11 protein-coding genes and 1 tRNA gene are annotated in these 12,411 nt (G+C 67.4%); 5 read left to right on the top strand and 7 right to left on the bottom strand.

What is annotated here, in order from left to right:
• Positions 1-3 precede the first annotated feature (3 nt).
• From E6A26_RS07125 to E6A26_RS07095, 6 genes are all read right to left on the bottom strand, one after another.
• Positions 4-651, bottom strand: a complete 648-nt coding sequence (locus tag E6A26_RS07125; protein WP_136610479.1) for an ABC transporter ATP-binding protein — start codon at positions 649-651, stop codon at positions 4-6.
• 11 nt (positions 652-662) lie between these two features.
• Entirely contained in the window at positions 663-2,675 is a 2,013-nt protein-coding gene (locus E6A26_RS07120) for a hypothetical protein (protein ID WP_136610478.1), read from the bottom strand.
• A gap of 369 nt (positions 2,676-3,044) precedes the next feature.
• On the bottom strand, positions 3,045-3,929 hold the full coding sequence (locus E6A26_RS07110; RefSeq protein WP_136610477.1) for a hypothetical protein: 885 nt from the start codon (positions 3,927-3,929) through the stop codon (positions 3,045-3,047).
• 224 nt (positions 3,930-4,153) lie between these two features.
• Complete coding sequence (locus tag E6A26_RS07105) at positions 4,154-4,981, bottom strand: class I SAM-dependent methyltransferase (RefSeq protein ID WP_211128999.1); 828 nt, start codon at positions 4,979-4,981, stop codon at positions 4,154-4,156.
• 7 nt (positions 4,982-4,988) lie between these two features.
• Positions 4,989-5,294 (bottom strand): DUF2516 family protein, encoded by a 306-nt coding sequence (locus E6A26_RS07100; RefSeq protein ID WP_136610475.1) that lies wholly within the window; start codon positions 5,292-5,294, stop codon positions 4,989-4,991.
• Positions 5,295-5,337: 43 nt separating this feature from the next.
• Complete coding sequence (locus E6A26_RS07095; protein WP_136610474.1) at positions 5,338-6,534, bottom strand: trans-sulfuration enzyme family protein; 1,197 nt, start codon at positions 6,532-6,534, stop codon at positions 5,338-5,340.
• Positions 6,535-6,677: 143 nt separating this feature from the next.
• On the opposite strand from E6A26_RS07095, the gene tmk reads away from it, so the two are divergent.
• Genes tmk through E6A26_RS07080 form a run of 3 tightly spaced genes read left to right on the top strand, consistent with a single transcriptional unit; the run spans position 6,678 to position 10,099 of the window.
• Positions 6,678-7,376, top strand: coding sequence for a dTMP kinase (gene tmk, locus E6A26_RS07090; protein WP_136610473.1), 699 nt, complete (start codon positions 6,678-6,680; stop codon positions 7,374-7,376).
• Positions 7,373-8,515, top strand: coding sequence for a DNA polymerase III subunit delta' (locus E6A26_RS07085; RefSeq protein WP_136610472.1), 1,143 nt, complete (start codon positions 7,373-7,375; stop codon positions 8,513-8,515). Before tmk ends, E6A26_RS07085 begins: the two co-directional genes overlap by 4 nt.
• Positions 8,516-8,527: 12 nt before the next feature.
• A complete protein-coding gene (locus E6A26_RS07080; protein WP_234865168.1) occupies positions 8,528-10,099 on the top strand; it encodes an alpha/beta hydrolase in 1,572 nt (523 codons plus the stop codon).
• 14 nt (positions 10,100-10,113) lie between these two features.
• Here E6A26_RS07080 and E6A26_RS07075 read toward each other — a convergent pair whose 3' ends face one another.
• Positions 10,114-10,836: an HAD-IA family hydrolase gene (locus E6A26_RS07075; protein ID WP_234865166.1), complete on the bottom strand. Its 723-nt coding sequence runs from the start codon at positions 10,834-10,836 to the stop codon at positions 10,114-10,116.
• A 600-nt stretch (positions 10,837-11,436) separates the two neighbouring features.
• On the opposite strand from E6A26_RS07075, the gene E6A26_RS07070 reads away from it, so the two are divergent.
• Positions 11,437-11,512, top strand: a tRNA-Thr gene (locus E6A26_RS07070).
• Between the two features lie 135 nt (positions 11,513-11,647).
• A complete protein-coding gene (locus E6A26_RS07065; protein WP_136610471.1) occupies positions 11,648-12,322 on the top strand; it encodes an SDR family NAD(P)-dependent oxidoreductase in 675 nt (224 codons plus the stop codon).
• The last annotated feature ends 89 nt before the right edge of the window (positions 12,323-12,411 follow it).

The following is a 12,411-nucleotide window of genomic DNA, read 5'->3' as shown; positions in this document are numbered from 1 at the left end:
ATGCTATCCGGCGGCCTGTCCCAAGCTCATCCGCTCATGACAGGCCGCCATCAGGGCCTCGTCATGTGTCGCGACTACCACCGTGGCGCCCCGCGCCGCCTCCGCCAACAGGAAGCTCGTGACGAGATTCCGGTTCTCCAGATCGAGAGACGCTGTCGGCTCATCCGCGAAGATGACGTCCGCCGAGCGGAACATTGCGCGGGCGAGGCCGACCCGCTGTTTCTCCCCGCCGCTCAAGGTCGAGACCTTGTCCGACGAGCGGCCGCCGAGCCCGACCCGTTTGAGGACTTCCTCCACGCCCGCCTTGTGGCCGCCGCGGAGGCCGAAGAGGGGCAGCTTCGACAGGGCGACGTTGTAGGCGACCGATTCTTCGTCGATGAGCCCGTAGTCCTGGAAGACGAACGCCGCGCTTTGCTGCCAGAACTGACGACGACGGCGGTCGTCCCAGCGGGTGGCGTCCTGATCCCCGACGAGGACCCTGCCGCCGTCGACGCGCAGCAAGAGGCCGAGGACGTTGAGCAACGTGGTCTTGCCGGAGCCGCTCGGGCCGACCAGCGCGAGCGAGCTTCCCGGCTTCGCCGACACACTTTGCCGCGTCACGACGTCCTGGCCGTGGATCGTGACGGTCACTCTTTCTGCAGTGATTTCCACCGGTTCCCCTTTCAGGCTTTGCGGGCAAGGACCTTGACGAAGACGCCCTTGGCGACGACGAGGTGCAGAGTCAACGAGATGGAGAGGTAGAGCGGTACCCCGGCCAACGTCCACAGGACCTCCGGTCTCTTCGCTCCGCCGAGGGCAAGGAACATGCCAGCGGCCACGGTCGTGGCAAGCGCAGTCTCCCACGCCATCCGACGCGCAAGAGACTTGAGCAGTGGCCATCCGGCCATGCGCTGAACGAACAGGCGTTTGGACCGGGAGATGCCGTAGACCACGGCCGAAACCGCGATGCTCATCGTGAGCGCGAGCAGCACAAGCGCGAACGAGAGGGTCTTGAGCCCGGCGGATTGATTCTGGAGCTGGCTGTTGTAAAGCGCGGCGTCAGCGATCCGGTCGACAGACAGGACCGCAGGTCCGAGGGGCGAGGACTCGAGGTAGTCCCTGACCCACGCGGCGTCTGTGAAGGTGATGGTTCCCGACGAGAGGAACGCGCCTATGGTGTCATCCGTAAACGCGTTCGCCGGGCGATCGACGACGACAACGAGGGGACGGCGTAGCTGGGTCATCTCTCCGAGCACGTTGGTCTGGGCCGGGAACGCCTCGCGGCCGATATAGCGGTAGTACTGAAGGGCGTCCGTGACGCCCTCGAGATTTCGCCCAGCACGGTTCCATAGCGGGAACTGCTCACTCCAATCGTTTCTGAGTGCAGGCGGAAGATTCTCGAAGGCAACACGCTCCCCTGCGAATCCGAGTGGCGCATCCGGGGAAGGGGTCGAGCCGATCAGTGGGGAGATCAAACGCAAGTATTCGGGGTTGACGAACACGGTCACGTCAAATTCCCCTCCCGCAAGACCATCGGCTTGCCAGGCTTCTTCCCCACTGTGCCGGGATACAAGGGCATACGAGAAGCTCAGTTTGCCGGACTCAGTCGCAGAGGCGACCATTTCACGCAGCGGACCATCGTACTTGCGCGAGAAATCTTCGGGCGATCCTGCCCCCGATAGCCGCAACGCCACATTGTGCTTCAGCACCTGCCATTTCGCGTTCTGGTTCGAGAGATTCGTCGCCTCCGCGATGGACGCCCCGACTACGGGCAGCATGAGGGCGACGAGCACGAGTGTGGCTGCCTTCAACACCTCGCTCGAGGCGCGGAAATGCCGTTCGGGAGATTGCCGCGAGGCGATGCCGTCAACGCTCGGCCACGTTATGGAGCCGATCACGAGCGCGCTCAGCGTCATCCCGGCAGCGGCGACAGCAACAAGGAGCCCGAGTACGGCCAGGAAGTCCGCGAGGTGAGAGGCCTTGCCTTGGAGGGCCACGGCAACGACCGAGACCAGCGCAGCGACAAGCGCGGGTCCCGCGAACGAGGACGCGAACGAGAGGAGGTCGCCAGCGACAATCCTCGGTGTAGGTGCCCCGTTCAGGATCTTGAGCGCCCGAGCCCTCGCCCGCAGCACGTACCACGTGACGACCATTGTCCCGGCGAGGATCAAGCACGTAAGGAAGGGCAGCCACGCGCCGGTCTCCAGGAGCGATTGGGCGAGTAGGTCGCTTGTCTTCTTTGGCATGACGTTTCGGTCGATCCCGTGGGCATCGACCCACGAGACGAATCCGGCGACCGCCTCGCGGCTCCCCGAGTAGACGTAGGGACCGTTGAGAGAGGCGGCACCGAGATCGCGCGCCGGGTGAAGCTGGCCGCGCATTCCCGGCTTGAACCAATCGATGTCCTGCGGCTCACGCGGGCCGCTGCTCCCGAAAACGTAAAGCGAGCGCGAATTGAAGAAGTCGTTGGGATCGGCCACGACCTTGGCGATCCGCAGACCTGTCCGGTCGGCGATCGACCCGAGTTCCGCGACGACCTGGTCCTTCGATACCTGGCTGTGCGTGAAGCTCAGGCTGGCCGTGTAGTCCGTGCGCCACGGAAATGCGCTCTCCTCGGTCGTGATCACGATCCCGGCAAGGAGCGAAAGGAAGATGACGATCCCGAAAGAGGTAATCTTGACGAGAGCTTTGAGCATGACGTGACGGTCCCCATTAGGAATACGGCCCGGCCAATCTGCGCTCTCAGCCGCGCCAGGCAATGCAGTTTTTCAGTCGTCAGCCGTTCAAGCGCTCGATCTTTGCGAGCAGCCTCCTCCGACGACGATGGAGCTTCCACCAGGCGTACCCGTGTCTAACCTGCATCCTGCCCAATTCTTCTAGAGTTGGAAGTCCACGAGCCGACAGCTCTCGGGTGATTGCTTCCTTGTCGCCGTCAGAAACACTGTCAATGACTGAGTGAGCAGCCTTGACTGCTTCCGACGAGAATGGGTGGCCAGCGATTTCTGAATCGACTTCGCGTAGTCGGGAATCGAGATCAGCTCGAGACCACCACCATCCCACAGTCATCACTTCCCGAAGATGCAGGCCACGGCGCCCCGACCGAATGCGGCAGCAATCGCGGCGGGGGTACCAAGCTGGAAAATTCTCATAATATCTGATGACCTGATACCAATTCCGATCAGGCACTTGACCACCCAAGGGGCGAGCCAAATTGGATCTGCGGTAACTGGATACGCGACATTGACATCGCTCCGGTGCTCAACAACCTGCGTCAGGGTGTCCCCAGTTACCTCGTAATGAGTGGGAGCGTCCCTGCCGTTCGAATCCTTTGCCCAGGGCGCGCCAACAGCTAGCTGAATCTCTCCGCGCTCATCAAGAACCACGGGACCATATTCGGTCAGCGTGAGCCTTTGGCCCGGCACGAGCGACACCCTGTATTCGTACCGAGTAGGGGCACCGTAATTCGCAATGGTCGTAAGCATCTGCACGCCAAGATCGCCAACGACGACGGTGTTGGCGCTGTGTTCACCAGGGTAGGTCACCACCGCCGAATCCAGCACTTGGGCATCCCCTGCTGAAGAGGCATTGGGGAGCGCGATATGTGTAGTGCTGCCGTTCGCGTCTCTCAACGTGACCCCATGCTCAAGGTCGGTTGGAACCTTCACGGAGCCGCCTCGATGATCGATATCTCCAAGAGGCATGGTTGCACCGGTCACAGAGTTTGCAACTAGCTTCTTATCAGCGAGGGTCGACTTGAGCAGCGATTCCCGCACAACAGATTCCGTCGCCTTCATCCCCGGAGGTGCGTTCTCGATCGCCAGAGCCGCTGGCCCCAACCCCAGAGTCAAAAGGCATAGCCCAAATGCCGTAACCATCGCGAGCAAGCGATTGACGACCGACCTTTTTGGCGTCCCTTTCGACGGGACACCAAGCTGCTTCTTCGCGTTCATGGTTCCCCATTCCCGTTGGTGCGGAGGAGGCTCGTCCCAGCGGTGTCAAGGATCCAGCCCCTGATGCATGCCGCGGCTGCGCATGCGGTGGTTCGACTCTTCTGGGCCGCTGGACCTCGGTCAACACTGAATCGTGCCCGCCGGGCGGGATCTCCGTGGTGAGCGACGCCTCTGGCCGTCTGGGACCGCGATCGTCCCCCTCCACTGAGGCCGCAAGAGGAGCGTTAGCTCAGTGGAGCAGCGGGCGCGACGGCATCCCACGCGACGGTGACCTCGCCGAGCCGCCAACGGGTGGGCCCGTGGAGCACGGGCCAACCGGCGTCCTTGGCCGCGCGGACCGTCGCGACCCAGCGCTGCTTCGTGCCGAACGCGGCGAGCGGGGCCGAAGAGAGCCACGCGCCGTCGAGCGCTTGGAGGAACGCGTGCACTTGTTCGCCGGGGACGTTGCGATGGATGAGCGCCTTCGGGAGCCGCTCCGCGACATCGGACGGGCGCTCGAACGCGCCGAAGCGCACGGCGAGGGAGAGCGTGCGGGGGCCACCGTCGTCGAGCGTTACCCAGGCCGCGCGCCGGCCGATCTCGTCGCACGTTCCCTCGACGAAGAGCCCGCCCGGGGCGAGCCGCGAGCACACGAGCTCCCAGATCGCGGTGACATCGCCCTCTTCGTACTGACGGAGCACGTTGAACGCCCGCACGAGCGCCGGCCTTTCCGCGACCGGGAGCTCGAAGCCGCCCAGACGGAAGTCCAGCCCCTCGCGCTCGAGTGGTTTGGCGGCCTCGACCCGGCTCGGCTCGATCTCGACGCCCGTGAGCCGGAAATCCTCCCGCACCGTCCTCAGCCGGTCGAAGAGTTCGACCGCGGTCGCGGGGTGCGAGCCGTAGCCGAGGTCGACGGCGAGCGGGGCGTTCGGGAACGAGCGGAGCCTGCGAGCGTGGGCCCCGGTGATCCAACGGTCCACGCGGCGCATGCGGTTGGGATTCGTGGTGCCCCGGGTGACGTTCCCCACGGGACCGCCGCGGGCCGCTCGGACCGGCCGCGCCTTCTGCACCACGGCGGGGTCAGCGCGAGGTGACGGCGGGGCGCACGTCCGCGAGGTAGACGCCGGCGATCGTGACGCTGGCGATGTTGAACAGGCTCAGGCCGAAGAAAGGCGTCGGGACCAGCACGGACAGCACCGTCACGAACGTGGCCGCACCGGTGAGGCCGAGCCAGAACCCCTTGGTGCGCTTGGACCTCGCCTCGAACGCCGGCCCCTTGCGGATGGTGCAGTCCACGAACGCCCACACCGACAGGGCCGCGCACACGAGCGAGACGACGTACCCGACGATGAGGTCGATATAGGCGATGAGAAATTGGCCACTCACGGTTCAAGCCTACCGAGTACGGGTCGGCTCCGCCGCGAGGGGATCAGTCCAGCGCGTCGAGGCCCTGGGCGAGGTCGGCCCACAGGTCTTCGACGTTCTCGATCCCGACGCTGAGCCGCACGAGCCCCTCGGGCACGGTGAGCGGCTCGGCGGTGTGCCGGCGCCGGCGCTCGATCGTCGACTCGACGCCGCCGAGCGAGGTCGCGGGGAGCCACAGGGCGAGGGACGCGACGAACGTGTCCGCCGCGGTCGCGTCGTCGAGCTCGATGCTGATGATGGAGCCGAAGCCCGCGAACTGCGCGGCCGCGCGCTCGTGGCCGGGATCCGAGACGAGCCCGGGGTAGCGCGTGCGTCGCACCGCGGGGTGCCCCTCGAGGCGCCGCGCCAGCTCCGCCGCGGTGGCCTGCGAGCGCTCGACCCTGAGGGCGAGCGTGCGGAGGCCCCGGAGGCCGAGCCAGGCCTCCATGGGGCCGGCGATCGCCCCGTGGAGGGTCCGATGGACCAGGAGCCGGGCGCGCAGCTCGTCGCTCGCGGTCACGGCGAGGCCGAGCAGAACGTCCGAATGCCCGGCGAGGTACTTGGTCGCCGAATGGACGACGACGTCGGCCCCCACCGCGAGGGGCCGCTGGCCCAGCGGCGTGCTGAACGTGTTGTCGACGACGACGAGGGCACCCGCGGCGTGCGCGGCGTCGACGAGCGCGGGAAGGTCCGCGACCTCCATCATCGGGTTCGTGGGGCTCTCGACCCATAGAAGGCTCGCGCCGTCCAGCGCGGCGACGACGCCCGCGGTGTCGGCGATGTCCACCGAGCGCAGCTCGAGCTCGCCCCGCTCGCCCTTGCTCTGGGCAATGCCGAGTGTGCCCGAGTAGGAGTGTGCTGGCGCGACCAGGACGCCGCCCACGGGAACGAGGCTCAGCGCGGAGGCGACGGCAGCCATGCCCGAGGAGAAGAGGAGCGCCGGGACGTCCGTGCCCTCGAGCCGGGCGACGGCCTCCTCGAAGGGCTCCCACGTGGGGTTCGAATACCGCGCATAGCCGCGCGCGCCCGCCCCGACCGAGCCGAGGCCCACGAACGTCGAGGAGAACACGACACTCGGGTTGACGGGGGTGTCGTGGCCCCGCTCCGGACGGCCCGCCGCGACGGCGAGCGTCTCCGACGAGAGGGCGGCGAGGGCCTCCGAATCGAGGTGCGGAAACGCTCCCTGATCGGGGACGGCGGAATCGGCGACGGCATCGGTCATGCCCCTAGGTTATGCCTACGCGGGGGCATCGGCGGCGGCATATGACGGGCCGGAGCGCGGCCCGTTGACCCTCCACAGGCGGGCCCATCCACATCCGCGCGTTTGCGGCGCGGAGAGTGCCTCCGAGTCGGTACGCTGGGTGCGTGACCTCCTCCCCCGAAACGCCGCTTCCCGGCCTGTTCGTCGCCTTCGAAGGCGGCGACGGCGCAGGGAAGTCGACACAGGCGCGGCTGCTCGCCGACGCCCTGCGGAACGCGGGTCACGAAGTGGTACTCACACGCGAGCCCGGCGGCACCGCGATCGGCGAAAAGCTCCGCGCCCTCGTCCTCGAGCACGGTCACGGGGAAGTCGATGCCCGCACGGAGGCACTCATCTTCGCGGCGTCTCGCGCGGCCCACGTGGAACAGTCCATCCGCCCCGCGCTCGAGCGCGGCAGCCTCGTCATCACGGACCGCTACATCGGCTCTTCGATCGTGTACCAGGGCGTGGGCCGGGGCCTCGGCGCCGACGCCGTGCGCGACCTCAACGTGTGGGCTACGGACGGCCTGTGGCCCGATCTCACGGTGCTGCTCGACGTCGACGAGGCCGAGGGCCGTGCCCGGCGTACGGCGGGCGAGGCGGCCGAGGACCGGCTCGAGTCCGAGCCGGACGAGTTCCACCGGGATGTGCGGGCCGCGTTCCGGAGGCTCGCGGAGGCGCGTCCCGACGCGTACCTGATCCTCGACGGACGCCAGGAACCCGGCGCGCTGGCCGCGGCGATCCTCGCTGCGGTGACGCGGGCGCTCGAGGCGCGCTCCGCCGTCGTCCATCCGGCCCCGCATCCGGCGGGGGTCCGCAAGTGACCGTGTGGGATCAGCTCGTGGGGCAGGAGCCGGTGGTCAACCAGCTCCGCCGTGCGGCGGCGGGCGAGGGCCTCACCCATGCGTGGCTCTTCACGGGACCGCCCGGATCGGGACGGTCGACGGCGGCGAAGGCCTTCGCGGCGGCGCTCAACTGCGAGGTCGAGGACGTCACGGCGCGGGGCTGCGGGGTGTGCGCGGCCTGCCGCGCGGTCCTCGGGGAATCCCACAGCGACGTGACGTTCGTCCGGACCGAGAAGGTCACGATCACCATCGACGAGGCGCGCGAGCTGGTGGCAAAGTCCGGGGATCGGCCATCGACGGGACGTTGGCGCGTGGTCGTCGTCGAGGACGCCGACAGGATGGCCGAGCGCACCACGAACGTGCTGCTCAAGGCCATCGAGGAGCCCACCCCGCGGACCATCTGGATGCTGTGCGCGCCGTCGCCGGCGGACGTCCTGGTGACCATCCGGTCTCGGTGCCGTCCCGTGGGCCTGAGGCTTCCTCCCGTGGCGGACGTTGCCGCGCTCCTCGTCGAGCGCGACGGCGCGGATCCGGACCTCGCGGTGCAAGCAGCTCGGGCCGCCCAGAGCCACATCGGCATCGCGCGGCGGCTCGTCCACGATCCCGAGGCCCGCGAGCGCCGCGCGGCGACCGTTCGCCTCCCGCTCACGCTCACGAGCGTCTCGCAGGCCGTCAATCTCGCCGAGAAGCTCGTGAAGATCGCCACGGACGAGGCTGCGAGCTCCAACGAGGAGCGGGACGCTCAGGAGCGCGCCCGGCTCCTCGAGACGCTCGGTGCCACCGGCGACGAGAAGCTTCCCCCGACGCTCCGTTCTCAGGTTCGGCAGCTCGAGGAGGACCAGAAGCGCCGCGCGAAGCGTTCCGTCACCGATTCCCTCGACCGGACGCTCACCCACCTGCTCTCGTTCTACAGAGACGTGCTGATGGTCCAACTCGGGAGCGAGGTCGAGGCGGTCAACGCCGAACTCGCGGCGGACATCAGCGAATTCGCGGCGAAATCCACCCCTGCCGTAACTTTGGCGCGCATGGACGCGGTTAACACGACGCGACAGCGCATCACGACCACTAATGTGGCCCCGCTCCTTGCGGTCGAGGCCATGGCGGTAAGCCTGATCTGACGGAGGAGCCCTGTGACGACGCCTGCCCCGAGGCCGGGGACACCTCTGCACGCAGCCGGAATGCACCGGCTGCGCGCTGTTGTCGTCGTCGCTGTGGCCGCGATCGCGATCGCCCTCACGGGCTGCACTCCGCTCCTCACCCCGGGCCAGGGCAACTCCACCCCTGACGCTTCCGCGACGGAAGGGGCTCCGCCGGAGCTCACGAAGTTCTATCAGCAGCAGATCCAGTGGTCGCCGTGCGAGAACAACCTCGAGTGCGCCAAAGTGACGGTCCCGGTGGACTACGCGCAGCCTGGCGGCGACACGATCCAGCTCGCCGTCGCGCGCCTCAAGGGCCACAACGCGAAGGGCAACCTCCTGGTCAACCCAGGCGGCCCGGGGGCTTCGGGCATCGACCTCGTGCGCGACGCCGGGAACTCCATGTTCTCGGACAAGCTGCGCGGCGCGTACAACCTCGTCGGCTGGGACCCGCGCGGGGTCAAGCGCTCGGCACCGGTCAACTGCCTGGATGCCTCGGGTCAGGACGCCGTCCGGCAGCTCAACCTGGACAATTCGACGGACGCCGGTCTCGCGCAGACCTTCGCCGAGCAGAAGAAGGTCATCGACGCGTGCAAGGCGAACACGGGGCCCGTCCTCGCGCACGCCGACACGGTCAGCGCGGTGCGGGACATGGACATCCTGCGGGCCGTCGTCATGGGCCAGACCAAGCTCGACTACGCGGGCTTCTCCTATGGCACCCTTCTCGGGGCCACTTACGCAAGCATGTTCTCCGACCGGGTGGGGAAGTTCGTGCTCGACGGTGCCGTCGACCCGGCCTTGGGCTCCCGGGAGCTCACGCTCGGTCAGGCGAAGGGCTTCGAGGACGCGCTGCACGCCTACGTGAAGTCGTGCATCTCGAAGTCCGGGTGCCCACTCGCGGGATCCGAGGACGACGCTGTGGGCCAGATCCAGGCGCTCTTCCAATCCGTCCAACAGCAGCCGATGCACACCAACGACGGACGCGTCCTGCCCATCACGGACTTCGTGAACGGCTTCATCCTCCCGCTCTACAACGACCAGAGCTGGCCCGTGCTCACCCAGGCCATCGACAAAGCGCTCAAGGGCGACGGCTCCGCGATGCTGCGGCTGGCCGATCAGGCCGCCGACCGCGGGCCGGACGGCAAGTATTCGTCCAACAGCGCGTGGGCCTTCATGGCCTATAACTGCCTCGACTACCCCGTCTCCTCGGACACTGCGAGTATGCGCACCGAGGCACAGCAGCTCGCCGACGCTTCGCCCACGTTCGGGGAGTTCTTCGCATACGGAGGCGTCAACTGCCGCGACTGGCCGTACAAGCCGGTCCGGGCCCCGGCCCCCGCGCACTACACGGGCAGCAACCAGATCATGGTCCTGGGCACCACGGGGGATCCGGCCACGCCGTACCCGTGGGCCGTTTCACTCCGCTCGGAGCTCGGGAACGCGTCGCTGCTCACGTGGAACGGGCAGGGGCACACCGCCTACGGCCGCGGATCGACCTGCGTTGACAACGCCGTGGACGGCTTCCTCGTGGACGGGAAGGCCTCGCCAGACGGCAAGCGCTGCTGAGCAGGCGTCTGGCCTCAGACCGCGGCGACCGCTTCGCGACCCCACAGCAGAGCGGGCAGGTCGGCGACTGAACGGACGACGGCGGTCGCGCCGGCCGCGCGCAGCTCGTGGGCTGGCTGCGCGCCCGTGAGAACGCCGACCGCGGCGCCGGCCCCCGCACGCAGGGCCGAGGTGATGTCCGCGGTCGTGTCACCGGCCACGAGGACCTGCCGGACGTCTTCGATGTCGAGGGCCAGAACCGCCGTGAGGACCATGTCGGGAAAAGGGCGGCCGCGCCCCGCGTCCTCCGAGCAGAGCGAGAGGTCCGCGAGGCCCATCCAGCCGAGAGCCTCGAGGACGCTGTTCTGCGTGTGCCGGCCGAAGCCCGTCGCGAGGCATACCTTGACCCCGTGGTCGCGCAGCATGTGGACGGCCGCTTCCGCTCCGGGGACGGCCCTGATGCATCCTGACAGGATCATCGCGTCATAGGCGGCGCCGAAGGAGCGGAACGCCGCGCGGGCCGTGGCGGCGTCATCGGGGAAGAGCCGGTCGAAGACCTCGGCGCGGTCGAGTCCCGCGCTGCGCCGCGACGTCACGAGCGCGGCCTCGAGCCGCTCCCCCGCCACCCCGAACTCGCGAAGGGCGTCGCCAATCGCGCGCTCTGCCGCCCCGCCATCGATCACGGTGGTTCCGTTCATGTCGAGCACGGCAAGACGGATCCCACTCGCCACGGCGGGCGGCAGATTCTGCACGGTCACTGATGATCCCCCAGGGGTTTCGCTCGGACGCCAGACTGTCCCGGCGATGGTTCCTTGACGATGGCATCGGCTCGCGACACACCACTGAATTCGCCACGTACGCAGGGTGAACACGACCACGGAGGACACTGGATATAAATGTTGGAGAAAAACGCGTCATACGGCGTGCTGGCCTTGTTCTACCTAGTAGGTGGCCGCCACGCTGGGGGTGGCGGCCACCACTGGGGCGCGGGAACACAAGCGGGGAGCTGATGGTGACGGGGACGTCGGCGATGGACAGAATGCAGGTCAGCAAGCAGCTGCGGGCGGCGCTGAAGGGAAGCAGCGCGCGACACGCATTGGGGACGATCGGCTCGGTTGAGGTTGTCGTATATCCCGAGCGCCCGGGAGGGCGGCAGAGCACGCTAGCGTGCCTACGAGGGCGCGGCGGGCAGGCCTATGTGGACTCCGCGCACTACCGTTCGTGGCGCCTCTTTTCGGCTGCGGTCGCGTATGCGGTGGAGTACTTGGCGAAGCCGGCGTGATGCCCGTTTTGACCCGGAGCCGCGCGCTGAACTAGAGTATTCACTCGGTGGTTCCGCCTAGGTGGAACTCCTGATTGCCTCCCTAGCTCAGACGGTAGAGCGTCTCACTCGTAATGAGAAGGTCAGCGGTTCGATCCCGCTGGGAGGCTCCAAAACCCCTCTCTAACCCGCGGAAACGTGGGTTTGGGAGGGGTTTTCTTGTTTTTCTTCGACTGCCCTAGCGCGGGTCCGCATTGAAGGAACGGGAACCTACAATCATACGGTTAACGACCGAAAGGAACTCCGACATGACCACGCTGGCCATCATCGGCGCAGGCCGTCAATTGGGCGAGGCGCTCGCCCGCCGCTTCGGCCGCGAGGGTTTCAGCCTCGCTCTCATCTCGCGGAATCAGGAGCGCGTCGACTCGCTCGCCGCCGACCTTGCGGCCGACGGATTCACCGCAAAGGGCTACGCCGCCAATGTGCGCGACCCCGAGGCCCTCGTGGCCGCCCTCGACACCGCGGCGCAAGAGCTCGGTCCGATCGAAGTGCTCAGCTACAACCCTCTGCCGCAGAAAGAGTTCCTGCGCCCGCTGCTCGAATCGACCGTCTACGACATCAAAGCTGCCGTCGAGTTCTCGGTCTACGGCCCCGTCGCGGCAGTGCATCAGGTGCTGCAGGGCATGCGGGTGCTCGGTCGCGGCACGATCCTGTTCGTCAACGGCGGCAGCGCCGTGCAGCCGGTGCAGCACTTCGCGGGCACCTCGATCGCGTTCGCGGCTGAGACGGCGTATGCCCAGATGCTCGATCAGGCACTGCGCGACACCGACATCCACGTCGCTCAGCTGATCATTCCCGGCGGCATCATTCCCGGCAGCGCGGACAAGGACCCGCAGGTGCTCGCCGAGCTGCTCTGGAAGATGCACGCGGAGCGCGGCGAGTTTCGCACCTACGCGACCGAGCTCGAGGTCCAGCCGTACTGACGTCCTGACCCGAGACCAACTTGCCGAAGTCGAGCTCGCCGTCACCAACTACCTCGGTGTACAGGACGCAATCCCACCCAAGACCGAGA

This window comes from Sinomonas albida (assembly GCF_004919045.1).
GTDB classification, from domain to species: domain Bacteria; phylum Actinomycetota; class Actinomycetes; order Actinomycetales; family Micrococcaceae; genus Sinomonas; species Sinomonas albida.
Note: the sequence above shows the minus strand (reverse complement) of the source record. Positions and strands in the feature narration are given on the sequence as shown.